Origin of the sequence: Micromonospora sp. WMMD734 (assembly GCF_049178975.1) — a bacterium.
Classification (GTDB): domain Bacteria; phylum Actinomycetota; class Actinomycetes; order Mycobacteriales; family Micromonosporaceae; genus Micromonospora; species Micromonospora wenchangensis.
The window spans coordinates 5432738-5458370 of the sequence record NZ_JBMHMK010000001.1 but is presented as its reverse complement, the minus strand read 5'-3'; the positions used below and the strand labels follow the sequence as shown (position 1 = coordinate 5458370).

Here is a 25633-nt window from a genome sequence, read left to right as displayed (position 1 = left end):
ATCAGTCCCTCTTCTATATCCGCTGAAGGCCGGCGAGAACCGTTTCCAGCAGCCACCGGTCGGCGATCTTCTCCTGTGCCGGTGAGCCGATGTCCAGAAACCCCTGCTCGTGGAGCACGTCGACCATCACCTTGGTGATGGCGAGCGGCCGGTGCAGGTAGGCGCCGATCTCGGCGATGGAGATCCACCCCGTGCACTGGTGCAGGATCTCCCGGTACTCCAGCTCCAGCCGGGTCTGGTCGGCCGGTAGGGCGATGACCTGGGTGGCCAGGTCGAGGCTGGTGTTGCGGGGACTCGTCCGCCCGTTGACGAGGATGTACAACGGCACCAGCCGGCCGGCCTCCGCCTCGTCGTCGCCGTCCCACATGTCGTGACTCATGGTTTCGACCCGGGTCGGTCGGCGAGCAGCGCGCCGTCGAGGCGGACCTCGGAGCCGAGATAGTCGCCGATGCGGGTCACCAGGCGGCTCATCTCGTACGCGACGGTGCCCATGTCGACTGACTGTTCGCAGAGCACCGCCAGCCGCGCGTTCTGGCCGGCGGCGGCCACGAACAACGTCCGCCCCTCGTACTCGATGATGACCTGTTGGACCGGGCCGCTGTCGAACCGGCGGCCCATCCCCGCGGCGATGCTGTGCAGGGACGACGCGCCGGCGGCCAACAGCTCCCCGGCGTCCTGCGGAAGTGAGGTGGATTTCTGCACGATCAGCCCGTCGGTGGACAGGACAACCGCGTAGACCACGTCAGGGACCTCCACCAGATCGTCGAGGATCCAGGTCAGATCGTTCTGCGATGCGGAGTGGGTCATGCGTTCCTGCCTTGGTCGTCTCTGCTGGCGGAGTCCCCGTTTTTCGCCGCCCGGCCGGCGGCCCAGGCCTTCTGGTACCTGCTGAACCGGTCCCGGGCCTCCTCGGGTGACCTGGCGGGAGCCGGCGTGGCGTCGGACTTCTGCTCCGGTGGACCGTCGTCGCGCAACTCGGGGGCGAGGTGCTGCTGCGGCCGGCGGTGCGGCAGCGGCGGCCGGTCGGCGACCTGCGGGCCGGACGAACCGCCGCGCACCGCGCCACGCTGCGCCGGAACTTCGGTCATGATGCCCCCGCTGCGGTCGGAGTGTCGCTCCCCGGTGGGACCGGCCGGCACCCGCCCGGCACCGCCCGGTGCCGCGGTCGCCACGGCGGTGGGCCGGGCCCCGGCCGCGGGGTGCAACTCCTGCCGGCCGCCGCCGACCGGCAGCACCGCACCGACGCCGGGCCGCGACATCGCGGTGGCGACGGAGCCGAGCGGAAGGATGCCGGGGTCGGTACGGTCCAGTTCGGCGGCGTACGACTCGGTGACGATCACCCGGTCGGGCAGCAGCACGATCGCCAGCAGGCCGCCGTACGCCGACGCGCGCAGGCTCACCTGGACGCCGTCCCGCTTGGCCAGCTCCGCCACCACGTGCAGGCCGACCTGTGCGCCGTCCCTCAGCGCCGTCACGTCCGGGGTCGGCGCGGTGGCGAGCAGGTCGTTCGCCCGCTCCAACGCGTCCGCCCGCATCCCCACGCCGGCGTCCTCGATCTCCACCGCGATGCCGCGCTTGACCTCGATGCAGGTCACCCAGACCGTGGTCTCCGGCGGTGAGAACGCCAACGCGTTGTCCAGCAACTCGGCGATCAGGTGGACGGTGCCGGCCACCGCCGGCCCGGCGACCGCCACGTCCGGCGCGCTGCGCAGGGTGATCCGCTGGTACTGCTGGGCCTCCGCGAAGGCCGCCAGCAGCACCCGGCGTACCGGCACCGGATTCTGGAAGCGGCGGCCGATCTGACCGCCGGCCAGGATGACGAGGTTCTCCAGGAAGCGGCGGGTCTGGGTGAGCTGGTGGTTGATGTCGAACAGTTCGGCCAGCAGCTGCTCGTCGCCGATCCGGTTCTGCAGGTCCTCGATGACCTTCAGGCCGCGTTGCAGGGGGCGTTGCGGGCGGCGGGCCACACCCATCAGCATCGCGATACCCGCCGCCCGGGTCTTCGCCTCGTCGACCGCGGCCCCCGCCGCCGCCTGCAACGACCTGTTGATCACCTCGGCCACCCGGCCGATCTCGTCGCTGCCGTAGTCGGGCAGGGGCAGCTCGGAGGCGAGGTCGACCTTCTCCCGTCGGCGCAGCCGGTCCATCATCGCCGGCAGCTGCTTGTCGACCACCGCCTCGGCGTCCCGGCCGAGCTGGGCCAGGCGTACCGACAACGCCCGGTCCACCAGGATCTGCGACTGCCGGATCGCCCAGATGATCGCGGCGATGACGACGAGCAGGGCGACCAGACTGCCCAGCGAGGCGGTGAGCAGCTGGGTGTTGCCGGTGCGCAGGGTGCGCGCCGAGACCGTGTCGGCCTGCACCACGGTCAGGTTGATCAGATCGTCGGACACCTGCCGGGTGAGCGCTTCCCACCGGGCCCGGTTGAACGACAGGGCACGCGGGGTGCCGGAACGCCACGGCCCATTACTGACCAGGGCACTCTCCGCCGCGACGAGTTCCTTCCAGGAGTCGCTCGCGGTGATGGCGGCGAAGCGTTCCCGGGCCTGCGGTTCGAGGTGCGGGGCCACGTTGGTGAGGTCGGCGTGATAGGCCCCGACCAGGTTGGTGAAGTCGAGATGGTCCTGCGGGCTGAGGGTGCGGGCACCGAAAGCGCCGTCGATGGTGGAACCGGCCCGGGACATCAGGTCGCTGGCGCGGAAAGCCTCCGTCGCCGCGATGCCGCCCTGGGCCGCGGTGGCGTCCGGGACGATTCTCGCCTGGGTGTCGAAGAGGTCGGTCGCGGCGTCGAGCAGGCGGTTGTAGAAATCGTAGACACCCGCCCCGTTGGCCGACCGGGAATCGATGGTGCTCCGCACGCTGGGCAGTTCGTCGAGCATGCCGGCGAGCGTCTCCCACCGGGTCACGATCGAGTCCGGGGCGCCGGCCAGCGCTGAGGCTGCGGCGGGACGCAGGGCGGCCACCCGCTGGTCGGTCTGCTGCCGCTGCTCGATGAGCCGGCTGAGATCCCGGGACGGCTGGGTGAGGTAGCTGACGCTCAGCCGTCGTTCCTGCTGGATCGAGGACAACGCGGAGACCGCCGGGATCGACACCTGCCGGACGCTGTTGGCGACCTGGCGATTGTAGAAACCCTGGAAGATGAGGTAGCCGGAGGCGACGAGCCAGACGACCAGGGCGACGACGCTGGGAATGAGCACCAGCCTGATCACGCGTCGTTTGATCGACTGCGGTCGACCGGCGCGACCCGGTGTCGTCGGTGCGGCCTGGTCGTCTGAGGCGCGGCGCGGTTCTTCGCGGTCGGCCTGTTTGTGCGCCAAAGTCGTCGTATCCAATCCTGGTCAAGCCATAGACAGCAGCGGTCCTACGCCACTGGTCGACGCCGATGTGTGCCAACCCTACCGTCTATCCGGACCCCGTACCCGACCACGATTCGACGACTGTGGACAGATCCCTATGCTCGTGCAGGTCAGCGATCGAGAAGGGAGATGGTCGACACACCGGCGCAACGGCCGAGGCGGTCGGGTGGTCTCCCGCCGGCCCCGGGCTCAGCCCATTGCGGTGTGTTGCGGTGGTAGCACGAGTTCGAGTTCGATCGACTGAGCCTGCGGCTTGGGGCTCGCCGGGATGGGTTCGGGCCGCCCGGTCCCGTAGCCCTGGGCGAAGTCGACCTCCCAGCTCCGTAGGAGTTCGAGGGTCCCCTCGTCCTGCACGTACTCGGCGGCGACGTGGATGCCGAGGCTGTGGCACAGCTCCGCCAGTTTCGACACGACCGCCTGATCGGCCGGTGACCGGCAGAGGTTGACGACGAACATTCCGTCGATCTTCACCAGGTCCACCGGAAGATATTTCAGATGGGCGAGGGCCCCGTATCCGGTACCGAAGTCGTCGAGCGCCAGGCGGCAGCCGGCCTGCCTGATCCCGCTGGCGAACGCCAGAGCTTCGTTACGGTTCTCGATCAGGGCGGTTTCGGTGATCTCGAAGGTCAGGCACTCCGGCTTGACCCGGTGCCGACGGATCGCCTCCTTCACATAGTTGAGCAGGCCTGGATCGGCGATTGACTTTCCGGAAACATTTATCTGGTAATGGGAAGTCTGAGCACCCCGGCCGATCAGTGCCAGGGCGTGGTCGATGACCCACTTGTCCACGGCGAGGATCTCGCCGACGCGCTCGGCCATGTCGAGGAAGGCCCAGGGTGCGGTGGGCTCACCGATGTCGTTACGCACCCGGAGCAGGATCTCGTGGCGGGTGACCTGGTTGAGGCGCAGGTCGACGATGGGTTGGGCATAGAGGGCGAACCTGTTGGCCGACACCGCGCGCCTTACCCGGGACCGACACCGGGCGGTCCGGTCGTCGGCGGCGACCGGCTGATCGAGGACCGTGACCGTGGTGCCGTTGCGGCGCGCGTCCCGGGCCGCGTGCTCACCGTCGACGAGGAGGTCGAACCCGGTGTCGGGGATGCCACTGCCGAAGTGCACCAGGCCCGCCCAGGTGTTGAGGCGCAGGGTCTTCCGGCGGACGACGAACAGGTGGCTGCGGAACGTGTCCACGAGTTGGTCCGCGAGCGACTCGGCGGCCTCCGGGAGACCGTCGACGCAGCCGAGGAGCACCCCCCACAGGCCGGAGCCGACCAGACCCAGTGTCGCGTCGTCGCCGACGGTCGTGCGCAGCAGTTGGGCGATCGCCGCCGCCAGTTCGTCGTGGTCGTCGTCGGTGAGGGCGTCGGGCAGCCGGGTGGCCGGTTCGGTCGCCACGACCACGAGCGTTCCACCGCCGATCCGACGGGCGCGGTCCACCTCGTCGATGAGATAGCCACGCGTCGGCAGCCCGGTCACGGTGTCCGGCACGGCCAGGTCGGCACAGAGCATTGCGCTGCGGATGGCGAGCCGACGGCGCTCCTGCCGGGCCAGTTCCACTGCGGTGACGTCCTCTCCCGTGGCGATGATCCCCGCCGGCCCGTCGGCAGTGCTGAAGACTTCGAGGTGACAACGTACGTGGCGGACGCTGCCACCGGGGTGGACGACCCGGAAGCCGATGTCGTCAGGCATGCTCCGCTCCCATGCCGTCCGGACGGCATGGCGGACCCGTTCCACGTCTGCGGGATGGACGAGCCGCAGGAGGGTTTCCGGGGTCAGGTGGACCGTCCCCGGGGCCTGTCCGAAGATCATCGCCATCTCGTCCGACCAGCAGAGACGTCCGGCCCCCTGTGCCCGGACCCGGTCGGCCGTCCAGGTGACCGTGCCCTGCTTGGCCAACTGTGCGGCGCGGGCGACCCGGGTCACCTCGTCGACGTCTTCGCTCAGCGGGTCATAGAGGTCGCTGTCGACGAATATCTGGTAGCCGCCCGCGACCGCGGCGTCATAGCGTTCCTGCGCCGCGCGTGCGACGCGGCGAGCGCGGGCGAGTTCGAGAGGACCGGGTCGGCTCGTCTCGGCCAGCGCCAGGACGTCATCGAGATCCACGGCTTCCTCCCTGCCGCCGGTTGCCGTCCGGGCCCGGGTAGCCGGCCTCCTCGGCCAGCTCACGCAACCTCCGCCGGGCGGCGACCTTGTAGGAGCGAACGCTGTTCTCGGTCAGCCCGAGGAGGCGGGCGATCTCCGGATTGGTGAAACCCTCGCGTGCCAGCTGGAACACCTCGGCGTGCCGCGCGGGAAGCTGGTGCAACCAGGTCCGCAGCGCCTCCTGGGCCTCCCACACATCGGCGATGTCGGGATGTGGCGTGGGGGGCAGGTCTTCCGGCGCGACCGCAGCCTCACGTTGACGTCGCTGGCGATCCTTGCGGATCTTGTTCCGGGCCGTGGCGATCACCCAGCCGGTCGGCCTGGTGTAGCTGCGGAGCTTGTGCCACTGGACGCGCCCGTGCAGGTACGCCTCGTTGAGCGCGTCCTCGACCACCTCACGGTCCCGGCACTCCGCGCGGAGGACACGCTCCACGGTGTGGTAGGAGTCCTCCGCGAAGGCGGCGAACTCCCTGTCGTGCTCCGCCTTCACGCGGGCGGCGTCCGCCTGACGCAGCGCCCTCCTGTCGGCCGGCTCGGGCGTCAGGGCGGCAGTGCCCTCGACCTCGATCATGCGGTCTCCCCCGGGGTCTCGCACCGCTGCACGCCGCAGGCGCCGAGCTCCACCTCGCGGTGCCCGTCACGATCACGTTCCACGATCCGTACCAGGTCGTGCCCCGTTGCCGCGAGCCTGACCAGCCCGCTCATCCGGGCGGCGGTGCGTGTCGACGCCTCACGTTCCTCCTGCAACCGCGTCCGGTGCGTGACACAGGCCCGGATCAGCCCCGCCGCCGTCCCGGCGACGACCAGGGCCGCCGCCATCGCCTCGGAGCCGGAGAACATCTCCGCCAGCGCTTCGTTCATCGTTCTCCCCAGTCGCCTCACTCTGTCAATTACTATCCGTGGCGGCTGGCGAATGTAGATACCGCACTGTCCACAATCTTTCTAGAGATCGATGATCAAGCGTTTGAGCAGCTCGTACAGCAAAAAGTCATGCAGATGGCACGCTGGGCGACGAGATTCGGGCGGCCGGTCGGGGTTACTCTCCGATAGCGACAGTCACTTATGGTGACTCACTGATCACCTGTACGTCGGGTTGTCGACGGTCATCCCCACTTCCTCGGTCATGACGAAACCGGCGGGTGGTCGTGGGCGTCCAGTCTGCGTTGGGCTTGATCACCGCCGGTGGCAAGCTCAGCGGACAACCCGCGGACACCCGCGGGAACGCCGGCCGAGGAGCACAGCATGTCGAAGTTGAAGTGGATCACCGGGGTCGCGGTGCTGGCGTGCTCCGGGGCGCTGATGGCCTGCGGGGACGGTGGCGGGACACCAGCCGGGTCGGGCACGGCCACGCCGTCGGGGCCGGCGACGCCCTCCGACGCCGCGACGCCCACCGCCACGACGGTGCCCGACCCGACCGCGCCCCCGGCGAGCCCGTCCCGGCCCGCCGGAAAGCCGTCTGCCACGGCCGGTGCCGGCGGGGTGCTGTCCGGCAAGCGGGAGGTCACCATCGTCCGGGTGCAGGCCGCCGAGTCCGGGGTGGCCCTGGACGGCGGCTCGCTCGTCGAGGTCGACGACGACAGCGGACGCCAACTGTTCGTCCCGACGCCGGCCGGCGGCGGCAAGTACCTGATCAAGGCGTACGGCCGGCGCGACGGCCACCCCGCCAACGACGACCCGGCCTGCTGGCAGGTGCTCAACCCCGGCGACGGCAAACCGCTCACCGTCGAGGGGACGGCCTGCGACTCGCGTAAGCCGACGCAGCTGTTCAGCATCGTCAACAAGGGCAAGGGCGCGTACGCGATCAGCAACGACTCGGCGTTCCTCCAGTACTCGCCCAGCCGGGGCCTGATCCTCGAAGAGCTGGGCGACGCGCCGTTGCGCAGCACGTTCAAGCTGGTCGACAACGGTCCGGCCCGTACCCCGGCCGGCGGCTGACCCACGATCCGTCCCGGCGGGGTTGGCGGGCGGCCCAGCGGGTACCGGACCCGGCATGCGGATCGTGATCGTGGGGGCCACCGGCAACGTGGGCACGGCGGTGCTGCGCCGGCTGGGTCGGGAACCGGGACTCGACCTGGTCGGCGTCGCCCGCCGGCTGCCCGGCCCCGACCCCGGCGCGCCCTACGCCGGGGTGCGGTGGCACTCCTGCGACATCGGCGCGCCCGGCGCGGTCGACCAGCTCACCGCGATCTTCGCGGGGGCCGCCGCGGTGGTGCACCTGGCCTGGCAGATCCAGCCCAGCCACGACCAGCGCACCCTGCACCGGACCAACGTCGGCGGCAGCCGCGCGGTGATCTCGGCGACCGTCCGGGCCGGGGTTCCCGCCCTGGTGTACGCCTCGTCGGTCGGCACCTACGCGCCCGGCCCGAAGGACCACCCGGTCAGCGAACGGTGGCCGGCGACCGGGGTGCCCGGCTCCTCGTACAGCCGGGACAAGGCCGAGGTCGAGGCGACGCTGGACACCGTCGAGGCCGCCCATCCGCAGCTCCGGGTGGTGCGGCTGCGCCCCGGACTGATCTTCCAACGGGACGCCGGCACCGAGATCACCAGGTACTTCCTCGGACCACTGGCCCCGGTACGGCTGCTGCGGCACGGCCGGATCCCGCTCGTACCGGCCAACCGGCGGCTGCGGATGCAGGCGGTGCACGCCGACGACGTCGCCGACGCGTACGCCCGCGCGGTCCTCGGTGAGGCGCGCGGCGCGTTCAACGTCGCCGCGGACCCGGTGCTGACCCCGGAACTGGTGGCCCGGCACTTCAAGGGCTGGACGGTGCCGGTGGCCGCCCCGGTGCTACGTGCCGCCGCCGCGCTGACCTGGCGGCTGCGGCTGCAACCGGTGGACGCCGGCTGGGTCGAGCTGGGGCTCGCCGCGCCGCTGATGTCCAGCGCCCGTGCCGAGACCGAACTCGGCTGGCAGCCGCAGGTCGACGCGGCGACCGCGCTGCGGGAACTGTTCGCCGGGATGGCCGACGGCGCGCACACCGCCGGCCCGCCGATGTCCGGTGTCGCCGACCTGCCCGGCCGGGCCGCCGGCCTGCTCCGGGGCCGCGTCCCCGGCCAGGGCGACCCCTACTGACCTGCGCCACCGGCCGCCGGGTCGTCAGGCATGGGGTCCGTCAGGCGTGGGAGAGGGCGAACGCGGTCAGGAAGCCCAGGACGGTGATCAGGCCGACCAGCAGGTGGGCGTCCTCGAATGCCTCCGGGACCATGGTGTCGGTGATCATCGCGAGGATCGCCCCGGCGGCCAGCGCGGTGATGGTGGCCAGCAGCTCCGGCGGCGCGCCACCCAGCAGGGTGTTGCCGAACAGCGCGGCGACCCCGCTGACCAGGGTGATCGCCGTCCAGAGTCCGAAAACGTACCGGCGGGAACGGCCGGCCCGGCGCATGCCGGCGGCGCTCGACAGACCCTCCGGCACGTTGCTGAGGAAGACCGCGACGACGGTGACCAAGCTGACCGGGCCGCCGGTCAACAGGCTCGCGCCGATCACCACCGACTCGGGTACGCCGTCGAGCAGCGCGCCCACCGCGATCGCCGAGCCCGAACCGGGCTGCTCCCGCTCGGAGGGTTGCTCCCCGCCGGAGCGTTTCCGGTGCCGGGCACCCCGTCGGGCGAGGAGCAGGTTGGCCCCGGTATACGCCAACGCCCCGCCCGCCGCCCCGATCGCGGTCGGTAGCAGTCCACCCTGCTCGTGCGCCTCGGCGATCAACTCGAACGAGACGGCGGAGAGCAGGACCCCCGCACCGAACGCCATGATCGACGCGACGACCTTACGGGGCACCGGCAGGAAGAACCCGACGGCCGCCCCGACCAGGAGAGCGGACCCGGCCAGCAGGCCCCACGCCCCGGCTTGCAACCACTGCGGCATTCCGGGGACCGTACCCGCCCCCGCACCGCGTCAACCAGACCCGGCAGCCCCGCCGGGGCCGGCCGCTCAGAAGTCGGCGAACAGGTAGGGCAGCGCGCGGGGAAACAGCCGACGCAACTCGTCCGCCGCCTCCGGGCCGACCTCGCCCAGCCCCCGGATGTGCACCTCGGCCGGGTCGAGCACCCCGTACGCCAGCGCGGACACCCCGGCAGCGGTGAGCGTCGCCGTGGGCACCGGGCCGCCGCCGGTCACCGCCGACCTGCCGCCGGGGGCCAACGCCAACCGGCCGTCGACGCCGTCGAGCAGGTGGGTGCCGGCGAGCCACCTGTCGTCGACCAGGTCCACCCGTACCCGGCCCGGCCCGGCGGGCAGCCCGGCGAGGGCGTCCACGCTGAGCAGGCGGGCCATCGGTGCCGGCGAGCCGGGCCGGGACACCCGGGCCTCGACGTGCACGGCAAGGTCGGTCAGCCACAACTCGGGCAGGTCGTCGGCGGGGACCCGGAGGCTGATCCGCTCCACCTGGTCGACGTGCCGGGCGAGGAACTGCAACAGCAGGGCGCGGGCGTACGGGTCGGCGGCGAGCAGGTCGTCGCCGACCAGTTCGCCACCGTGGTCGTCGATCCGGTAGGTGAGCGCACCGACCACGCTGCCGTCGACGGTCGCGGTGATCAGCCATCTGTCGTCCCGGTCCCGCAGGCCCACGTCCCGGAAGTCGGGGAAGATCGCGAAACCGTGCCGCTCCCGCAGGCACCGCTCGGTGAACGAGCGGTAGTGCGGGTAGCCGACGCCGATCCGTTCCCAGCCCACCGTGCCGGGCAGCTCGGCGCGCAGCAGCGGGGCCAGGTCGGCCGGGGAGAACCGGACGGTACGCGCCCGGGGCAGCCCCACGTAGCCGAACCGCTCGTAGAAGCTGGCCCGGAACGGATACAGCGCGGTCACCGGGTGCCCGCCGTCGCGCATCTCGTCGAGGAGCTGGCAGAGCAGGGCGCGGACGTACCCCTGCCGGCGGGCCAGCGGGTGGGTGGCGATCCCGGCGATCCCGGCCATCGGCAGCACCGCGCCGCGCAGGTTCTGCCGCATCGGCACCGCGCTGGCGGTGGCCTGCGCCTCGCCGCCCTCCTCGACGACCAGGGTCCGGTTGCCCTTGTTGTACGGCAGGTAGCGGTGGAACGCCTCGACCCGCTCCCGGCTCAGCGGGGTCGCCTCGAAGGCGTACGCCTGGAGCGGGAAGCTGGTGGTCAGTCGTTCCTCGGCGGCCAGGCGACGGATGAGCATCCGTCCATCCCAACCCGGCCGGCGGTCGGCCGCAACCCGGTTGGCCGGGTTCAGCCCTCGGTCACGTCGGAGACGACCACGGTGACGTTGTCCGGTGCGCCGGCCTGGTGGGCCAGCTTCACCAGTTGCTCACCGCAGTGCCGGCGGTCCTGGTAGCTGACCAGCGCCCCGTGGATCGCCTCGTCGGCCACGTAGTCGGAGAGCCCGTCGCTGCACAGCAGCACCCGGTCCCCGGCGAACACGGTCAGCACGCCGATCGCCGGGGGCGCGTCGGCCCCCTGCACCGCCCGGGTGACCAGGGAACGCTGCGGGTGGTGGCGGGCCTGGTCGGGGGAGAGCGCCCCCTGGTCGACAAGCGCCTGGACGAAGGTGTCGTCCCGGGTGAGCTGGGTCAGCTCCCCGTCGCGCAGCAGGTAGCACCGGGAGTCACCGACCTGGGCGAGGACCAGGGTGTCCCCGGCGAGCAGGGCGGCGGTCAGCGTCGTACCCATGCCCTCGCGGGCCGGGTCGGCGGAGATCGCCGCCCGGATGCGCCGGTTGGCGGTGGAGACCACGGCCCGCAGCGCCTCGGCGGCCTCGTCGGTGCCGGTGGGTGGGACCAGCTCGTCCAGGATGCGGATGACGATCTCGCTGGCCACCTCGCCGGCGGGGAGCCCACCCATGCCGTCCGCCACCGCGACCAGGCGTTCACCGGCGAGGGCCGAGTCCTCGTTGTTGGTGCGGACCAGGCCGACGTCGTTGAGGATGGCCGAGCGGAGGATCAGCGTCATGGGACAAGCTTGCCGGATACACCCTCGCTCCGTCTCTACGCACTAGTACGTAGGGTGGGAGAAATGATCCCGGTGTCCATGGTGGGTCGCGTCGGAGAGCTCGCCGAGCTCGACCGGGCGTGGTCCACCGTGGCCGGTACGGGCCGGTCGGCACCCGCCGTCACGGTCATTACCGGAGCTGCCGGGGTGGGCAAGAGCCGGCTGGTCGCGGCGGCCGTCGAGGGTCTCTCCCCGCGGCCGGCGGTGATCCTCACCGGGACGGCACGGGTGCACGATCCGGCCCCCTACGACTGGCTGGCGGCGGTGCTCAGCGTCCGCGACGTCGGCGTGCTCGACCTGCCGTCCGACGCGCTCGCCTGGCTGGCCCAGCACCCGGCCGCGCCGCGCGAGCGGTACGCCCCCGGCACGCTGCTCCGGCTCGCCGTGCGTACCGTCAGATCGTTGGTGGGTGCGGGCCCGGCCGTGCTGGTGGTGGAGGACCTGCACGACCTCGACCCGGCCAGCCTCAACCTGGTCGTCGAGCTGGCCACCGCGCCGCAGTTGCCGGCGCTGCTGGTGGTGGCGAGCCGGCCGCCGGCCGACGCGGTCGCACCGGACCTCACCCGCCGCGTCCTGGCCCGCCTCTGCGGGGTACGCAGCGCGGTGCGCCAGCACCTCGGCCCGCTCGGCGTCGCCGAGGTGGCCGAGATCCTCACCCAGGTGTACGGCGACAGCCCACTCCCGGCGCGGGTCTGTGCCGGCGTCTGGCAACGCACCGGCGGCAACCCGTACGCGCTCACCGAGCTGTTGGCGGTGCACGCCGGCCGGGGGCTGGAGGCGCTGGTCCGGGAACCGTTGCCGGAGCACCTGCGGATGCCGTCGCCCCGGGCCACCGCCCCACCCGAGGCCGAGCTGACCGGCCGGGAGGTCGAGGTGCTGGGCTGCCTGGTCGCCGGGATGTCCAACAAGCAGGCCGCGCGGGCGCTGGGCATCTCGGTGCGGACGGTGACCGTGCACGTGTCGAACCTGCTGCGCAAGACCGGTTCGGCGTCGCGTACCGAGGCGGCGATCTGGGCGGTGCAGCACCGGGTGCCCGGCGCGGGTCAGGTGCGGGGGTAGCGCAGCAGCAGGCTGGCGGCGACCTCCTCGTCGCCGAGGGCGGCGTAGCCGTGCGGTACGTCGGAGGTCCAGCGTAGGTGGCCACCGGCGGCGGCGGTCAGCGGGGCGTCGAGCGGGCCGGCGCGGAGCACCCCGGCGAAGACCGTCACGTGTTCGGTGACCCCGGGCTGGTGGGCGGGGGATACCTGCTCCCCGCCGGGGCGGACCCGCAGCCGGTACAGCTCGTAACTGGCGTCGGTGTCGGTGAACGACTCCAGCAGGGTGGCGACGACCGTGGTGCCCCGCACGGTCGGGGTGGCGGCGGGCCCGGCGAGTACGGCCGCCAGCGGTACGCCGAGCTGGGCGGTGATCGCGTAGAGCGTCTCCAGGGTGGGGTTGCGGGTGCCGTTCTCCAGCGCCGAGAGGGTGGCCTTCCCGACCCCGGCGCTACGGGCCAGCGTGGAGAGGGAGACCCCGCGTTCGATCCGCAGCGCGCGCAGCCGGTGGCCGACCGCCCCGGCGTCGGTGTCGGGCGCGGGCCGGCGGGCTGGGCGGGACGGGGTCATCCGGCTATGGTGCTACACGCCGCTGTTCCGTAAACGGAACGATGGGTGGCCGGGTGCGAGGGGGAGTGTGGTGGGGGATCGGTTGCAACCGGTGCTGGCCGGCGTGGTGACCGCCGTGGTCGGCTTCGCCAGCTCGTTCACCGTCGTGCTCGCCGGGCTGCGGGCGGTCGGCGCCAGCGAGGCGCAGGCCGCCTCCGGGCTGCTCACGGTGAGCGTCGCCGCCGGGATCTGCGCGACCTGGCTCGGCCTGCGGCACCGGATGCCGATCGCGATCGCCTGGTCCACGCCGGGCGCGGCGCTGCTGGTCGCCACCGGGCCGGTCCCCGGCGGGTGGCCCGCCGCAGTGGGCGCTTTCGCGCTGTGCGGGCTGCTCATCGTCACCGCCGGCCTCTTCCCCGCGCTGGGCCGGGCGGTGGCCGCCATCCCCGCCCCGGTGGCGGCGGCGATGCTGGCCGGGGTGCTGCTGCCGCTGTGCACCGCCCCGGTACGCGCGTTGGTCGAGGTGCCGGTCCTGGCCGCCCCGGTGATCCTGACCTGGCTGGTGCTGCACCGGTTCGCCCCCCGGTGGGCGGTCCCCGCCGCGCTGGTGGCGGCGGCAGTGGTGATCGCCCTGACCACGACCGGCGTGGGGGTCAGCCCCGGTGACCTGCGCCCGGTGGTGTCGCCGACCGTGCCGACGTTCACCCTGCCCGCCGTGGTCGGCCTGGCGCTGCCCCTGTTCCTGGTCACCATGGCCGCGCAGAACGTGCCAGGCACGGCGGTGCTGCGCGGCTTCGGCTACCGGCCGCCGCTCGCCCCGGCGCTGCGCGCCACCGGGCTGGCCAGTGCGCTCGGTGCCGCCACCGGCGGGCACGCGGTCAACCTCGCCGCGATCACCGCCGCCCTCGCCGCCGGCCCCGACGCCCACCCCGATCCGGACCGGCGCTGGATCGCCTCGGTGACCGCCGGCATCGGCCTGGCGCTGCTCGGGCTCGGCGCGGGCGCGGCGACCACGCTGGTGCTGCTCTCCCCGCCGGTGCTCATCGAGGCGGTCGCCGGGCTCGCGCTGCTCGGCGCATTGGCCGGCGCCCTCTCCGCAGCCCTGACCAGCACCGGGAAGTCGGTGACCCCGGGGGCGTCGGTCGTTCCGGATCCCCGCAGCCGGGAGGCCGCCGTGGTCACCTTCGTGGTCACCGCCTCAGGGGTGAGCCTGCTCGGCGTGGGCGGGGCGTTCTGGGGACTGCTCGCCGGCTGCCTGATGCTGCTGCTCTTCCACCGCCGCAGGCCCGTTCCCGCCGCCTGACGGTCCGGTCGACCGGTCCGACCGCCCCACCGCCACGCCTCCACCCGGGATGGCGGGACGCGACGCGGTTCCGCCCGCCTTTCCGGCACCCGCTCCCGCGTCAGGAGGGCATCGCACCGAACCTCCTCGGCCACCGTTCAGCCAGGGGGAACTACCTCTGCGCGTCCTTTCGACCTGACGGCGTCAACGACTCGTTCGCATCCATGCTGGCTGCCGGCTCACCTCCCGGCTGTCCGTTCACCCGTTCGTCGGCTCGTCTCCTGGCCGTGCGTTTATCCGTTCGCCGGCTCACCTCCCGGTTGTCCGTTCACCCGTTCGTCGGCTCGTCTCCTGGCCGTGCGTTCACCCGGGCTACCGGTCTCGGCTTCGCTGCCGGGCCGTGCCTCAGGCCGGTGATTCGTTGACGCCGTCAGCTCGAAAGGGAGCGCAACAGGTACTGGTGCCCTGGTGGCACCGCTGCCGAGGTGCGGGCTCCGCGCCCACAGCGGATGCCGCCGGTGCGTCGGTGCCACGGCGGGTGGGGAACGGGTGGGTCACTCCTCCGGGGGCAGGTCGCCGACGGGGACGTGCAGGCGTACCTGGTTGTCGGTGACCGTGGCGATCTGGTCGGCCAGCACGTACACCGCGCCGGTGCGGGCCAGTCCGGTGGAGACCTTGAGGTAGCCGGTGCGCAGCAGGCGGGCGGCGAGGTCGGCCGGGACGTCCGGCTCCTCGACGGCCACCGACTCGATCAGCTCGTCCAGGCTGCCACCCGGGTCGGGGGTGGACGCCTGCACGGTCACCGCGTTGGGATCGCCCCGCTGGACGAGGTCGACGGTGCCGATCTCGACCCCGGCCGTGTCCACCACCCGCATGCCGGTGGTGATCTGGGAGATGACCGCCTGCTCTGCCATGCCCTGCTGCTCCATCCCCGGGCGGTTCCCTGCCCCACCCGCCGCTAAACCGCCGGGCCCCAGGCACCGGGCGGACGCGGGGACAGTTCCCGCCAGGCATCAGTCCCCTCCAGCAGGGCCCGGACGGTCTCCTCGGCCTCGTCGGCGCTGCCGTACTCGTAGAACTGGGAGACGCCCTCCGCGCCGCCGGCCCGCTGCTCGACGTGCCACCGGTCGGCGTCGACGCGGAGGAAGATGTCCCGCCGCGCCAGTCGTCCCCATTTGCCGTTCCACCAGTGCCTACGCTGCTCCATGGCCGGACTCTATCGAACATGTGTACGACAAAAAGCGGCCCCTGCGGGAATCCGCAGGGGCCGATGTGCGCCGGTCGGGTCAGCGCGGGGCGGGCGGCTCCGGGTGGCGGCCCAGCACGTCGTCCAGCGCGCCGCGCTGCCCCGGGGTGGCGTGCCCGCCGGCGAGCAGCGCGTCGCGGATCTCGGTGAGCAGCTTGACCTCCTCGCTCGGCGCGGCGGGCGGCGGCTCCTCGCCCCGCTTGCGCCGCTCGGCGAGCCGGTTCATCGGGTAGACCACCAGGAAATACAGCGCGGCCGCCGTCAGCATGAAGGTGATCGCCGCGTTGACGAAGGCGATCCAGTCGAACGGGATGCCCCGGAACTCGGGAGTCGAGCCCTTGAGGCCGTCCTTCTGGCCGGTGATCAGCACGATGACGACCCGGACCAGTGGTTCGAGGAACGACTTGGTCAGCTGGGTGACCACGCCCGTGAACGCGGCGCCGATGACGACACCGACCGCCAGGTCGACGACGTTGCCGCGCATGATGAAGTCTTTGAAGCCCTTGAGCATCCCTACTCCTGTGCCGTCCGATTCTCCGTCGGGGACAACCTATGCCCCGGACAGGGGCTCCAGAAAAGCACCGGCCTCGATCGCCGCCCGCTCCGGATCGCCGTCCCGGATCGCCGCCACCAGCCGGCTGTGGTCGACGTACCGCTGGGGTTGCAGGGAGTCACCCGTCACGTAGGCGACGGTGCTGCGCAGCGCCGCGCCGACCGAGGCGTACAACTCGGCCAGCATGGCGTTGTGGGCGGCGGCGACCACCGCCGTGTGCAGCGCGACGTCGGCCTCCACGAACTCGGCGACCCGGCCCGACCGCCAGGCGGCCTCCCGGGCGGCGAGCGCGTCGTCGAGCGCCGCCAGGTCCTCCGGGGTACGCCGCAGCGCGGCCAACCGGGCCGCCTCGACCTCGAACGCCCGGCGGACCTCGACCACCTCGGCCATCCGGTCGTCGGTGAGCCGGCGGGCCACCACCGGGGCCAGCTCGTCGGTCGACACCACGTACGTCCCGGAGCCCTGCCGGCACTCCAGCACCCCGGCGTGCACCAGCGCCCGGACCGCCTCGCGGACGGTGTTGCGCCCCACCCCGAGCGCCGTCACCAGTTGCGGCTCGGTGGGGATGCGCCCGCCGACCGGCCACTCGCCGCCGAGGATCCGCCCCCGGAGCTGCTCGATGGTCTGCTGCACCCGCTGACCGCGCGGGGGCACGGGTGGGGAATCGACCGACGGTGTCACCGGTTACACCAGCTGCCGAAATTCATCCCATGATTGTAGGTTCGAGGTCATGACCCCGCCAACCGCTCCCGCCGTCGAGGCACCCGAGCCGCTCGCCCACCGGCCGGCCCACCGCACCCCGTCGCCGGTCACCGGTGGCGCGCTGGTGCTGGTCGGGATGCTGCTGGTCGCGCTCAACCTGCGGGCCGCGGTGACCAGCCTCGGTGCCCTGCTCGACGAGGTGCGCACCGGACTCGGGCTCTCCGGCGCGATGGCCGGGTTCGTCACCACCCTGCCCACCATCGCGTTCGCCGGCCTCGGCGCGCTCACCCCGTGGTTGATCCGGCGCTGGCCGGCCGCCCGGGTGCTGGTGGTGGCGATGCTCGCGCTCACCGTCGGTCAACTGCTGCGGGTGCTCACCGACTCGACGACGGTCTTCGTGCTCACCAGCGCGCTCGCCCTGGCCGGCATCGCGGTGGCGAACATCCTGCTGCCGATGCTGGTCAAGCAGCACTTCCCGCACCGGACCGGGCTGGTCACCGGGGCGTACACGATGGCGCTGACCACCGGCACGACGGTGGCCGCCGCCTCCGCCGTGCCGGTGGCGCACGCCTTCGGCTCCTGGCGGGCCGGGCTCGGCGTGTGGGCGGCGTTGGCGGCGGTGGCCGTACTCCCGTGGGTGCCGCTGGCGCTGCGGGCCCGCGCCGCCCGACGGGCCGCCACCCCGACGGCGGTCCCGGCCGCCCGCGCCCGGGTCCGGCCGGCCCGCACCCGGCTCGGCTGGGCGATGGCCGTCTACTTCGGCGCGCAGTCACTGAGCGGGTACGCGGTGATGGGCTGGCTGGCGCAGCTCTTCCGGGACGCGGGCTTCCGGCCGGAGAGCGCCGGCCTGCTGCTCGCCGGGGTCACCGCGCTCGGGGTGCCGGTGGCCCTGCTGATGCCGACGCTGGCCGGCCGGCTCCGGACGCTGCGCCCGCTGGTGTTCGGACTGACCGCCTTCTCCGCGGCGGCCTACCTGGGGTTGGCGTTCGCGCCACGGGGCGGGGCGCTGCTCTGGGTGCTGCTGCTCGCCTTCGGCCAGGGCGCGTTCCCGCTGATCCTGACCACCATCGGGCTGCGGGCCCGTACGGCCGACGGCACGGTGGCGCTGTCCGCCTTCGCGCAGAGCACCGGTTACGTGATCGCCGCGCTCGGCCCGCTGCTCGTCGGGGTGCTCTACGAGGCGACCGGCGGCTGGACCGCGCCGATGGGTTTCCTGCTCGGCGCGCTGGCGGTGCAGACGACCGCGGGCATGGTGATCGCCCGTCCCCGATTCATCGAGGACGAGCGCTGAGGAAACCGGTCAGGACGAGGCAGGGGTGGGGTCACCCGCGACGGCCTCGTCGACCGTCGGATAGGTGTGCAGCACCTCGACCAGGCCGCTGACCTCCAGGATGCGCAGCACGCCACGCTGCGGGGCGGCCAACCGGACCACGCCGCCGGCCTCGTCGCAGCTGTTCTTGGCCCGGACGAAGACCGACAACCCGGTCGAGTCGCAGAACGACACCTCGGCCAGGTCGAACACCAACCGGCTGCGACCCTTGTCGAGCAGGTCGGTGATCTGGTCCTGGAGCTGCGGTGCGGTCGCCATGTCGAGTTCGCCCGCGACCGACACGACGACCACGTCGCCGCGCTGTTCCGTGTGCACCGTCAGGGACATTCAGACCTCCTGTTATCGGTGGAACGGTATCCCACGAACGGGGGGACACGCAGAACGGGAGCGGTTCCGGTGGGAGCGATCATTCCTTTGCCGCGCGGCAACTACCGGGTCTGCCTCCGGTGATAGAGTCCGGCCGGCCCAGCTCACAGGAGGTAACCATGGCGTTGACCGCAGACGGGGGCGACCGGCTCGTCGGGCTGCTGAGTGAGCACGGTGAGCGGGTCGTGCAGCGGTGGACCGAACTCGTCACCGCCTCGCTGCGCGGTCGGCTGAGCCAGGCCGAGCTGCGCCTCCAGGTGCAGGAACTGCACGCTAGCATTGTCAACGCCGGCGGTGCGGGCCTGGCCGACCTCCAGACGCCCGAGGCGGGCGAGCTGCGGGCGGTGCTCGCCGACCTGTCCCGCAGCCGGGCCCGGCAGAGCTTCACCGCCACCGAGACCGCGATCAGCATCTACGCCCTCAAGGACGTCCTGGTCGAGCTGGCCGAGACCGACGGCGTGGAACTCTCGCTGCGGGACATCCTGGACTTCACCGGCCTGGTCGACCGGATGGGGCTGCTCACCTTCGAGACCTACGTGCAGACCCGCGAGGGGCTGATCGCCGACCAGGCCGAGCAGTTGCTCGAACTCTCCACCCCGGTGGTGAAGATCTGGGACGGCGTGGTCGCCGTGCCGCTGGTCGGCACCCTCGACTCGGCGCGCGCCCAGGTCGTGATGGAACGGCTGCTCCAGACCCTGGTGGACACCGGCTCGCCGTACGCGATCATCGACATCACCGGGGTGCCGGCGGTCGACACCCAGGTCGCCCAGCACATCCTCAAGACGGTGGTCGCTGCCCGGCTGATGGGTGCCGACTGCATCATCTCCGGCATCCGCCCGCAGATCGCGCAGACCATCGTCGCGCTCGGCATCGAGTTCGGCGACATCGCCACCAAGGCGAGCCTGGCCGACGCCCTGCGGCACGTGCTGCGCCTCACCGGGGTCGAGACGTCCCGCCGCCACCCCCGCCGGGAGGTGTGATGGAACGGGTGCCGATCCTGAAGATCGGCGACATCCTGCTGGTCTCCATCCAGATCGACATGTCCGACCAGACCGCGGTCACCCTCCAGGAGGACCTGGCCGAGCGGATCGTGGCGACCGGCTGCCACGGCGTCATCATCGACATCACCGCGCTGGACATCGTCGACTCGTTCGTCGGCCGGATGCTCTCCACCATCGCCTCGATCTCCAAGGTGCTCGACGCCGAGACGGTGGTCGTCGGTATGCGTCCCGCGGTCGCCATCACCCTCGTCGAGCTGGGCCTGTCGCTCAACGGCATCCGTACCGCGCTGAACGTGGAGCGGGGCATGGAGCTGATCGCGGCGACCCGCGACGACGACCTCGGGTACGACGACGACCCCGAGGACGTGGAGTCCGGGACGGCGGCGACATCGCCATGACCGCGGGAGTCGACCTGGGCCCGAAGACCCAGGCGATCGGCAGCGACGAGGACGTCGTCCGGGTCCGCCAGTTGGTGCGTACCGTGGCGGTGGCGGCGAAGCTCTCCCTCGTCGACCAGACGAAGCTGGTCACCGCCGCGAGTGAGCTGGCCCGCAACACCCTCATCTACGGTGGCGGCGGCACGGCCGAGGTGACGGTCGTCGAGGACGGCCGGCGACGCGGGGTGCGGATCGTCTTCGCCGACTCCGGACCGGGCATCGCCGACCTGGACCTCGCCCTCACCGACGGTTACACCACCGGTGGCGGCCTCGGCCTCGGTCTGAGCGGCTCCCGCCGGCTGGTCGACGACTTCGACATCCGGACCGCCCCCGGCGAGGGCACCCGGATCACCGTCACCAAGTGGTCCCGATGACCCACGACGTGGTGCCGGACGCGGGTCACTGGTACCGGGTGGAGAGCGGCAGCGCCGCCAGCACCGTACGCCGCGCGGCGGAACGCCTCGGCGGGCAGCTCGGCCTCGGCGAGAACCGGGTCGCCGAACTGGCCATCGTCGCCGCCGAGCTGACCAGCAACCTGGTCAAGCACGCCCAGGAGGGCGTCCTGCTGCTGCGGCCGGTGCGCACCGCCGACGCCGCCGGGGTGGAACTGGTCGCCGTCGACTCCGGCCCCGGCATGGCCGACCTGACCGTGTCCTCCCGCGACGGCCACTCCACCACCGGCACGCTGGGCATCGGGCTGGGTGCCATCACCCGGCAGGCCAGCTGGTACGACGCCTGGTCCCGGCCGGGACGCGGCACCGTGTTCGCGGTGCAGGTGTGGGCGAAGGAGGTCGCGGCCACCCCGGCCTGGGCGGCGGGGTTGACCCGCCCGATCACCGGCGAGCAGGTCAGCGGCGACAGCCACGCGGTGCGTACCGGGGACGGCCGGCACCAGGTGCTCGTCTGCGACGGGCTGGGGCACGGGCCGCTGGCCAACGTCGCCGCCGAGGCGGCCGTGGCCGCCTTCCGGTCCGCGCCGGACGGGCCGCCCGCCGCGGTGGTGACGCACCTGCACCGGGCGATGTCGCACACCCGGGGGGCCGCGTTGGCGGTGGCGGAGCTGGACCCGGCGGCGGGCCTGCTGCGCTACGCCGGCCTGGGCAACATCACCGGGACCGTCCTGGCCCCGGACGGCACCCGGCGGGGGCTGGTCTCGCTGCCCGGCATCGCCGGTCACCAGCGCCCGACGGTACGCGGGTACGACTACCCGTTCCCGCCCGGCGCGACGCTGGTGATGCAGAGCGACGGGGTGGTGGACCGGTGGCGCGCCGAGGACTATCCGGGCCTGTTCGGGCGGGCGCCGGTCGTCGTCGCGGCGACCCTGCTGCGCGACGCCGGGGTACGCCGCGACGACGCCTGCGTGCTGGTCGCGAGAATTCCGTCGTGACCGCCGGTGAACCCCTGCTGCGGATGGCGTTGCGGGTGGAACAGGACATCTTCGGCGTACGCCAGCGGGGTCGGGAGGTCGCCGCCGCGGTCGGGCTGGAGCACCAGGACCAGGTCCGGTTCGCCACCGCGCTCAGCGAGGTGGCCCGGGACCTGCTGCGCGCGGTGGACGGGGCGGACGTCACCTTCTCCTGTGTGACGGAGCCGGACGGCCGGCGGCTGCTCAGCGTCGACCTCGCCCCGCTGCGCCCGTTGCCGGGCAACCGGTACGAGCCGCAGTCCGGTGCGGTGGCGCGGTTGGTGGACACCCTGGGACTGGCGGACGTGCAGGGGGATACCGTCGTGAGGATGTCCCGACGTGTCCCGACCGCAGCCGCGGCGCTGACTCCGCAGCGCCTGGCGGAGCTGCGGGCCGAACTGGGCGTCAGCGCGCCGGCCAGCGCCCTGGACGAGTTGGCCACCCAGAACGGGCAGCTCATCGCCGCGCTCGACGAGGTACGCCGCCAGCGGGACGAGCTGGCCGTGCTGAATGCCGAGCTGGAGGAGACCAACCGGGGTGTGATGGCGCTCTACACCCAGCTCTCCGAGGAGCTGGAGGAGACCAACCGGGGCGTGGTGGCGCTCTACGCCGAGTTGGACGAGAAGTCGGCCCAGCTGCGCGCGGCGAGCGAGTCGAAGAGCCGGTTCCTGGCCAACGTCAGCCACGAGCTGCGGGCCCCGGTGACCGCGATCATCGGGCTGGGGCGGCTGCTGACCGACTCGGCGTCGGACCCGCTCACCGCCGAGCAGGCCCAGCAGGTCGAGCTGATCCGGTCCTCGGCCGCCGACCTGCTCTCCCTGGTCAACGACCTGCTCGACCTGGCCAAGGCGGAGGCGGGCCGGATCGAGCCGGAGTGGGCACAGGTCGACCTGCGGGCGGTCTTCGGGCAGCTGCGCGGGACACTGCGGGCGCTCACCCTGCGTTCCGAGGTGGAGCTGGTGGTGGAGGAGCCGCCCCCGGGCACGGTGCTCCGCTCGGACGAGGTGCTGCTGGCCCAGGTGCTGCGCAACCTGCTGCACAACGCGGTGAAGTTCACCGAGCGGGGTGAGGTGCGGATGCGTGCCGAACGTGCCGGCGACCGGGTCCGCGTCCGCGTCTCGGACACCGGGCCGGGCATCCCCGCCGAGCTGCACGAACGGGTCTTCGAGGAGTTCTACCAGGTGCCCGGGACCAGCCGGCGCAGCGGCACCGGCCTCGGCCTGCCGTACGCGCGGCGGTTGGTCACGCTGCTCGGCGGCACCCTGGAGCTGGCCAGCGAGCCGGGCCGGGGCAGCAGCTTCACGGTGGACCTACCTGTGGCGGGAGTGTGAGGTGGCCGGCGCCCCGGCGACGATCCTGGTGGTCGACGACAGTCCCACCAAGCGCTACCTGCTGGTGAGTTGGCTGACCCGGGCGGGTTTCACCGTGCGGGAGGCGGAGAACGGCACCGAGGCGCTGGCCCGGGTCGGGGTGGACCCGATCGACCTGGTGGTGCTCGACGTCCGGCTGCCTGATCTGAGCGGTTTCGAGGTCTGCGAGCGGATCAAGGCGGACCATCCGGCGATCCCGGTGATCCACGTGTCCGCGCACGCGGTCGACGTGGTGGACCGGACCCAGGGGTTGACCCGGGGCGCGGACGCCTACCTGGCCGAGCCGATCGAGCCGGAGGAACTGGTCGCCACCGCGCACGCGGTGCTGCGCTACTACCAGGCGCGGCAACGGGCCGAGCTGCTCGCCGAGCGGCTCACCGGGCTGGCCGACACCACCGTGGCGGTGCACGCCGCGTCCACCTTCGCCCGCCTGTTGCAGGAGGCGGCGGCGGGTGCGGCGCAGATCTTCCGCAGTCCGGCGGCGGTGGTCGCGGAGACCTTCGACGGGGAGTGCCTGGCCGGGATCGCCGCCGGTCCGGGGGCGGCGGCGCAGATCGTGCCGTGGGTGGTCGACGACACCGGCGTGCCGACCGGCGCGACCGTCCGGGTGGACGCCCCCGACGGGTGGGGGCTGGTGCGGTGGCCGGCCGACGACACGGTGACCGTGGCCGCGGCCAAGCTGCGGGAGGACCGCGCCCCGCTGTACGTGGTGGTGCCCACCGCCACCCAGACCGCCCGGACGCCGGTGCTGGTGCAGCTCGCCCAGGCGGTCGCCTCGGCGGTGGAGGCGCAGCGCTCGCACGACGAGGAGCACCGGATCGCGGTCACCCTCCAGCGGAGCCTGCTGCCCCGCCGGCTGCCCGACGTGGCGGGCCTCGACCTGGCGGTCCGCTACGAGCCGGCCAGCGCGCAGACCGAGGTGGGCGGGGACTTCTACGAGCTGGTGATGCTCGACGGGCACCTGCTGGTGGCGATCGGCGACGTCGCGGGCCACTCGCTGCACGCGGCGACGGTGATGGCCGAGCTGCGGCACGCGATGCGGGCGTACGCGGTGGAGGGGCACCAGCCGGGGGTGATCGTGGACCGGCTCAACGTGCTGATGCGTACGCTGCTGCGCAACGAGCTGGCGACCCTGTGCATCCTGCTGCTGCACCCGTCGACGGGTCGGATCAGGCTGGCCAGTGCCGGGCACCTGCCGGCGTTGGTGACGGTGGACGGCCGGGTGGAGTTCGTCCAGCAGTCGGCCCCGCTGCTCGGGGTACGCGCGGACCGCCCCGAGGACCTGGAGTTCATCCTGCCGGCGGGGGCGACGCTGGTGCTCTACACCGACGGGTTGATCGAGCGGCGGGACACCACCATCGACGACGGCCTGGCCGCGCTGGCGGCCTGCGCGACGGTGGTGGACGCCGACCTGGACGGCTTCTGCCAGCGGCTCCTGGTCGAGCTGGCCCCGCCGGAGATCCACGACGACGTCGCGGTGGTGGCGGTCCGCCGCCGCTGATGGTGCCCTCGTGCGCCGGGCTCGTCGCTGTGCCTCGACTCCCGGCCCGTTGCCCCAGGCTTCTCTCCCCGATGCGGGCCCTGGGCGGGTAGTCCGGTGACCTCCACCGTGCCACCGAGCCCGGGCCACCCCGACCACTGCCGTGATTACTTTCAGTGGTCAAATCGTGCCCGCGCTCGATGTTGCGCACCGTAGTCGCAGACCGACCCCTACCAACTCCCTCCTTCATCCTTTGCTCTGCTGCTCTATCCGCAACAGTGCGCTGAGCTGCGACGTCGAAAACTGCCTGAAGTGTGCCGTGACGTTCCGTCCGGCACGGTGAGTAGCTGTCGCTTCGATGGCGGCAGAGCAAAGGATGCGGGCGGGACATGGGCAGGGAAGGGTAGTGGTTACTCGACGTTGCCTGTTCGGGTGGTTTGGGCCGCTGCCGGACCGGCCGCCGTCAGGACCGGTCGGGGTGGCGGCGCGGCGTGTGCGGTGCCGGTGCGCAGCGCACGCACGCACGCGGGCACACGCTCGGCGGCGGTGCCGGCCGCCGATCCTCCGCGCTTCCCGGGCCGACGTCGCTCGGGGTGCGAGCCGTCGGTCCCGGGTGGGCGGGAGTTCAGCGCAGGGAGCGGGCGTAGCCGGTGGGGGTGCGGCCGGTGACGGCGGCGAAGTCGCGGGCCAGGTGGGCCTGGTCGCTGTAGCCGAGGTCGGCGGCGAGGGCGGCCCAGTCGGGCCTCCCGGCGGCGGCCTGCTCGATCGCCTCCAGCAGGCGGTAGCGACGGATCACCCACTTGGGGCCGACGCCGACGTGGTCCAGGAAGAGCCGCTGCAAACGCCGTACGGACAGGCCGTGCCGACGGGCGAGGTCGTCGACCCGCAGCACGCTGCGGTCGGTGCGGATCGCCTCGGCGAGGGCGATCGCCTCGGCCGTCGCCGGGTCGGGCTGCGGCGCGAAGCCGAGCAGGAACGCGTCCAACGCGCGGTGACGCTCGTCGTCCGTACCCTCGCAGCGGGGTGCGGCCCCGGCGGTCCGGGCGGCGGCCGGGTCGGTGTCGAGCGGGACGTGCCGGTCGGTGAGACCGGAGACCGGGCGACGCCAGAACGGGCGGAAACCCCCGGGCCGGAACTGGATGCCGCTGACCGCTCCGGTGCCCGCCAGGGTGACGGTGAACAGGGTGCGGCCGACCCCGGCCACCTCGGCGGTCTCCGGGTCGGCGGCGTCGCGGCGGAACACCACGTTGACGGCCGGGTGCGGCACGACCTGCTGCGTGAACGGCGTGGTCAGCGCCCAGTCGACCAGCCAGTAGTGCTCCACCCACGGGCGCAGCGCGGGGTCCGGCAGGTGCCGCCGGAACCGCAACTCCCGGCGGAGCCGGGCCGGATCGAGGATGCCCCGGGCATCCGCGCGTGGCTGTCGCATT

Annotated in this window: 27 protein-coding genes; 11 read left to right on the top strand and 16 right to left on the bottom strand. The window is 72.7% G+C overall.

Annotation, left to right across the window (positions count from 1 at the left end; all coding sequences use genetic code 11):
• Positions 1 to 13 precede the first annotated feature (13 nt).
• From ACN267_RS23470 to ACN267_RS23445, 6 genes are all read right to left on the bottom strand, one after another.
• Entirely contained in the window at positions 14 to 379 is a 366-nt protein-coding gene (locus tag ACN267_RS23470) for a DUF742 domain-containing protein (protein ID WP_421489666.1), read from the bottom strand.
• Positions 376 to 807: a roadblock/LC7 domain-containing protein gene (locus ACN267_RS23465; protein WP_204958581.1), complete on the bottom strand. Its 432-nt coding sequence runs from the start codon at positions 805 to 807 to the stop codon at positions 376 to 378. Before ACN267_RS23465 ends, ACN267_RS23470 begins: the two co-directional genes overlap by 4 nt.
• Positions 804 to 3212 carry a nitrate- and nitrite sensing domain-containing protein gene (locus ACN267_RS23460; RefSeq protein ID WP_307821190.1) on the bottom strand — a complete coding sequence of 803 codons (2409 nt, stop codon included), beginning with the start codon at positions 3210 to 3212 and terminating at the stop codon, positions 804 to 806. Before ACN267_RS23460 ends, ACN267_RS23465 begins: the two co-directional genes overlap by 4 nt.
• 336 nt (positions 3213 to 3548) lie before the next feature.
• Positions 3549 to 5462, bottom strand: a complete 1914-nt coding sequence (locus tag ACN267_RS23455; RefSeq protein WP_421489665.1) for an EAL domain-containing protein — start codon at positions 5460 to 5462, stop codon at positions 3549 to 3551.
• Positions 5449 to 6072 (bottom strand): RNA polymerase sigma factor, encoded by a 624-nt coding sequence (locus ACN267_RS23450; RefSeq protein ID WP_204958583.1) that lies wholly within the window; start codon positions 6070 to 6072, stop codon positions 5449 to 5451. Before ACN267_RS23450 ends, ACN267_RS23455 begins: the two co-directional genes overlap by 14 nt.
• Positions 6069 to 6362, bottom strand: coding sequence for a hypothetical protein (locus tag ACN267_RS23445; protein WP_204958584.1), 294 nt, complete (start codon positions 6360 to 6362; stop codon positions 6069 to 6071). Before ACN267_RS23445 ends, ACN267_RS23450 begins: the two co-directional genes overlap by 4 nt.
• A 381-nt stretch (positions 6363 to 6743) precedes the next feature.
• Here ACN267_RS23445 and ACN267_RS23440 point away from each other — a divergent pair, with 381 nt between their 5' ends.
• Both ACN267_RS23440 and ACN267_RS23435 read left to right on the top strand, forming a co-directional pair.
• Positions 6744 to 7436 (top strand): hypothetical protein, encoded by a 693-nt coding sequence (locus tag ACN267_RS23440; RefSeq protein ID WP_204958585.1) that lies wholly within the window; start codon positions 6744 to 6746, stop codon positions 7434 to 7436.
• 55 nt (positions 7437 to 7491) lie between these two features.
• Positions 7492 to 8574, top strand: a complete 1083-nt coding sequence (locus tag ACN267_RS23435) for an NAD-dependent epimerase/dehydratase family protein (protein WP_421489664.1) — start codon at positions 7492 to 7494, stop codon at positions 8572 to 8574.
• A gap of 40 nt (positions 8575 to 8614) precedes the next feature.
• Here the strand turns inward: ACN267_RS23435 and ACN267_RS23430 are convergent, their stop codons facing one another.
• From ACN267_RS23430 to ACN267_RS23420, 3 genes are all read right to left on the bottom strand, one after another.
• The gene (locus tag ACN267_RS23430; protein ID WP_204958587.1) at positions 8615 to 9364 is read right to left on the bottom strand and encodes a ZIP family metal transporter; all 750 of its coding nucleotides are present in this window, start codon (positions 9362 to 9364) and stop codon (positions 8615 to 8617) included.
• A gap of 66 nt (positions 9365 to 9430) precedes the next feature.
• Entirely contained in the window at positions 9431 to 10639 is a 1209-nt protein-coding gene (locus ACN267_RS23425; RefSeq protein WP_204958588.1) for a GNAT family N-acetyltransferase, read from the bottom strand.
• Positions 10640 to 10689: 50 nt separating this feature from the next.
• The gene (locus tag ACN267_RS23420; RefSeq protein WP_204958589.1) at positions 10690 to 11409 is read right to left on the bottom strand and encodes a PP2C family protein-serine/threonine phosphatase; all 720 of its coding nucleotides are present in this window, start codon (positions 11407 to 11409) and stop codon (positions 10690 to 10692) included.
• A 63-nt stretch (positions 11410 to 11472) separates the two neighbouring features.
• On the opposite strand from ACN267_RS23420, the gene ACN267_RS23415 reads away from it, so the two are divergent.
• Positions 11473 to 12507, top strand: coding sequence for a response regulator transcription factor (locus ACN267_RS23415; protein WP_204958590.1), 1035 nt, complete (start codon positions 11473 to 11475; stop codon positions 12505 to 12507).
• On the opposite strand, the gene ACN267_RS23410 is transcribed toward ACN267_RS23415, so the two are convergent.
• Positions 12492 to 13052, bottom strand: a complete 561-nt coding sequence (locus ACN267_RS23410) for a helix-turn-helix domain-containing protein (protein WP_204958591.1) — start codon at positions 13050 to 13052, stop codon at positions 12492 to 12494. The two genes, ACN267_RS23415 and ACN267_RS23410, sit on opposite strands and share 16 nt — an antisense overlap.
• A 70-nt stretch (positions 13053 to 13122) precedes the next feature.
• Here ACN267_RS23410 and ACN267_RS23405 point away from each other — a divergent pair, with 70 nt between their 5' ends.
• The gene (locus ACN267_RS23405) at positions 13123 to 14334 is read left to right on the top strand and encodes a benzoate/H(+) symporter BenE family transporter (RefSeq protein WP_204958592.1); all 1212 of its coding nucleotides are present in this window, start codon (positions 13123 to 13125) and stop codon (positions 14332 to 14334) included.
• 533 nt (positions 14335 to 14867) lie between these two features.
• Here the strand turns inward: ACN267_RS23405 and ACN267_RS23400 are convergent.
• The 4 genes from ACN267_RS23400 to ACN267_RS23385 all read right to left on the bottom strand — a co-directional run bounded on the left by ACN267_RS23400 (position 14868) and on the right by ACN267_RS23385 (position 16793).
• On the bottom strand, positions 14868 to 15227 hold the full coding sequence (locus tag ACN267_RS23400; protein WP_421489663.1) for a hypothetical protein: 360 nt from the start codon (positions 15225 to 15227) through the stop codon (positions 14868 to 14870).
• A gap of 44 nt (positions 15228 to 15271) precedes the next feature.
• Positions 15272 to 15520: a hypothetical protein gene (locus ACN267_RS23395; protein ID WP_204958594.1), complete on the bottom strand. Its 249-nt coding sequence runs from the start codon at positions 15518 to 15520 to the stop codon at positions 15272 to 15274.
• A gap of 79 nt (positions 15521 to 15599) precedes the next feature.
• Positions 15600 to 16070 (bottom strand): large conductance mechanosensitive channel protein MscL, encoded by a 471-nt coding sequence (gene mscL / locus ACN267_RS23390; RefSeq protein ID WP_421489662.1) that lies wholly within the window; start codon positions 16068 to 16070, stop codon positions 15600 to 15602.
• Positions 16071 to 16109: 39 nt separating this feature from the next.
• The gene (locus ACN267_RS23385; protein WP_204958596.1) at positions 16110 to 16793 is read right to left on the bottom strand and encodes a FadR/GntR family transcriptional regulator; all 684 of its coding nucleotides are present in this window, start codon (positions 16791 to 16793) and stop codon (positions 16110 to 16112) included.
• Positions 16794 to 16950: 157 nt separating this feature from the next.
• On the opposite strand from ACN267_RS23385, the gene ACN267_RS23380 reads away from it, so the two are divergent.
• Positions 16951 to 18105: an MFS transporter gene (locus ACN267_RS23380; RefSeq protein WP_239485408.1), complete on the top strand. Its 1155-nt coding sequence runs from the start codon at positions 16951 to 16953 to the stop codon at positions 18103 to 18105.
• A 9-nt stretch (positions 18106 to 18114) separates the two neighbouring features.
• Here the strand turns inward: ACN267_RS23380 and ACN267_RS23375 are convergent, their stop codons facing one another.
• Positions 18115 to 18471 carry an STAS domain-containing protein gene (locus tag ACN267_RS23375; protein WP_067310147.1) on the bottom strand — a complete coding sequence of 119 codons (357 nt, stop codon included), beginning with the start codon at positions 18469 to 18471 and terminating at the stop codon, positions 18115 to 18117.
• A gap of 158 nt (positions 18472 to 18629) precedes the next feature.
• Between ACN267_RS23375 and ACN267_RS23370 the strand changes: the two genes are divergently transcribed.
• Genes ACN267_RS23370 through ACN267_RS23345 form a run of 6 tightly spaced genes read left to right on the top strand, consistent with a single transcriptional unit; the run spans position 18630 to position 24224 of the window.
• Positions 18630 to 19490 carry an STAS domain-containing protein gene (locus ACN267_RS23370; protein WP_204958598.1) on the top strand — a complete coding sequence of 287 codons (861 nt, stop codon included), beginning with the start codon at positions 18630 to 18632 and terminating at the stop codon, positions 19488 to 19490.
• Entirely contained in the window at positions 19490 to 19909 is a 420-nt protein-coding gene (locus ACN267_RS23365) for an STAS domain-containing protein (RefSeq protein ID WP_204958599.1), read from the top strand. The genes ACN267_RS23370 and ACN267_RS23365 overlap by 1 nt, the downstream gene beginning before the upstream one ends.
• Positions 19906 to 20322: an anti-sigma regulatory factor gene (locus tag ACN267_RS23360; protein ID WP_204958600.1), complete on the top strand. Its 417-nt coding sequence runs from the start codon at positions 19906 to 19908 to the stop codon at positions 20320 to 20322. The genes ACN267_RS23365 and ACN267_RS23360 overlap by 4 nt, the downstream gene beginning before the upstream one ends.
• Entirely contained in the window at positions 20319 to 21335 is a 1017-nt protein-coding gene (locus ACN267_RS23355; protein ID WP_281903280.1) for a SpoIIE family protein phosphatase, read from the top strand. Before ACN267_RS23360 ends, ACN267_RS23355 begins: the two co-directional genes overlap by 4 nt.
• 23 nt (positions 21336 to 21358) lie before the next feature.
• Positions 21359 to 22684 (top strand): sensor histidine kinase, encoded by a 1326-nt coding sequence (locus tag ACN267_RS23350; RefSeq protein WP_204958958.1) that lies wholly within the window; start codon positions 21359 to 21361, stop codon positions 22682 to 22684.
• Between the two features lies 1 nt (position 22685).
• Positions 22686 to 24224, top strand: coding sequence for a SpoIIE family protein phosphatase (locus tag ACN267_RS23345; RefSeq protein ID WP_204958601.1), 1539 nt, complete (start codon positions 22686 to 22688; stop codon positions 24222 to 24224).
• 604 nt (positions 24225 to 24828) lie between these two features.
• Here the strand turns inward: ACN267_RS23345 and ACN267_RS23340 are convergent.
• Positions 24829 to 25632, bottom strand: coding sequence for a helix-turn-helix domain-containing protein (locus ACN267_RS23340; protein ID WP_204958602.1), 804 nt, complete (start codon positions 25630 to 25632; stop codon positions 24829 to 24831).
• Between the last annotated feature and the right edge of the window lies 1 nt (position 25633).

Bases quoted from the DNA above. Each gene is read 5' to 3' on its own strand.
- ACN267_RS23410 (WP_204958591.1), bottom strand. From the start codon at position 13,052: ATGACCCCGTCCCGCCCAGCCCGCCGGCCCGCGCCCGACACCGACGCC.
- ACN267_RS23430 (WP_204958587.1), bottom strand. From the start codon at position 9,364: ATGCCGCAGTGGTTGCAAGCCGGGGCGTGGGGCCTGCTGGCCGGGTCC.
- ACN267_RS23365 (WP_204958599.1), top strand. From the start codon at position 19,490: ATGGAACGGGTGCCGATCCTGAAGATCGGCGACATCCTGCTGGTCTCC.
- ACN267_RS23400 (WP_421489663.1), bottom strand. From the start codon at position 15,227: ATGGCAGAGCAGGCGGTCATCTCCCAGATCACCACCGGCATGCGGGTG.
- ACN267_RS23440 (WP_204958585.1), top strand. From the start codon at position 6,744: ATGTCGAAGTTGAAGTGGATCACCGGGGTCGCGGTGCTGGCGTGCTCC.
- ACN267_RS23445 (WP_204958584.1), bottom strand. From the start codon at position 6,362: ATGAACGAAGCGCTGGCGGAGATGTTCTCCGGCTCCGAGGCGATGGCG.
- ACN267_RS23375 (WP_067310147.1), bottom strand. From the start codon at position 18,471: ATGTCCCTGACGGTGCACACGGAACAGCGCGGCGACGTGGTCGTCGTG.
- ACN267_RS23450 (WP_204958583.1), bottom strand. From the start codon at position 6,072: ATGATCGAGGTCGAGGGCACTGCCGCCCTGACGCCCGAGCCGGCCGAC.
- ACN267_RS23425 (WP_204958588.1), bottom strand. From the start codon at position 10,639: ATGCTCATCCGTCGCCTGGCCGCCGAGGAACGACTGACCACCAGCTTC.
- ACN267_RS23435 (WP_421489664.1), top strand. From the start codon at position 7,492: ATGCGGATCGTGATCGTGGGGGCCACCGGCAACGTGGGCACGGCGGTG.
- ACN267_RS23350 (WP_204958958.1), top strand. From the start codon at position 21,359: ATGGCGTTGCGGGTGGAACAGGACATCTTCGGCGTACGCCAGCGGGGT.
- ACN267_RS23380 (WP_239485408.1), top strand. From the start codon at position 16,951: ATGCTGCTGGTCGCGCTCAACCTGCGGGCCGCGGTGACCAGCCTCGGT.
- ACN267_RS23420 (WP_204958589.1), bottom strand. From the start codon at position 11,409: ATGACGCTGATCCTCCGCTCGGCCATCCTCAACGACGTCGGCCTGGTC.
- ACN267_RS23340 (WP_204958602.1), bottom strand. From the start codon at position 25,632: ATGCGACAGCCACGCGCGGATGCCCGGGGCATCCTCGATCCGGCCCGG.
- ACN267_RS23465 (WP_204958581.1), bottom strand. From the start codon at position 807: ATGACCCACTCCGCATCGCAGAACGATCTGACCTGGATCCTCGACGAT.
- mscL (WP_421489662.1), bottom strand. From the start codon at position 16,070: ATGCTCAAGGGCTTCAAAGACTTCATCATGCGCGGCAACGTCGTCGAC.
- ACN267_RS23395 (WP_204958594.1), bottom strand. From the start codon at position 15,520: ATGGAGCAGCGTAGGCACTGGTGGAACGGCAAATGGGGACGACTGGCG.
- ACN267_RS23355 (WP_281903280.1), top strand. From the start codon at position 20,319: ATGACCCACGACGTGGTGCCGGACGCGGGTCACTGGTACCGGGTGGAG.
- ACN267_RS23370 (WP_204958598.1), top strand. From the start codon at position 18,630: ATGGCGTTGACCGCAGACGGGGGCGACCGGCTCGTCGGGCTGCTGAGT.
- ACN267_RS23470 (WP_421489666.1), bottom strand. From the start codon at position 379: ATGAGTCACGACATGTGGGACGGCGACGACGAGGCGGAGGCCGGCCGG.
- ACN267_RS23360 (WP_204958600.1), top strand. From the start codon at position 19,906: ATGACCGCGGGAGTCGACCTGGGCCCGAAGACCCAGGCGATCGGCAGC.
- ACN267_RS23415 (WP_204958590.1), top strand. From the start codon at position 11,473: ATGATCCCGGTGTCCATGGTGGGTCGCGTCGGAGAGCTCGCCGAGCTC.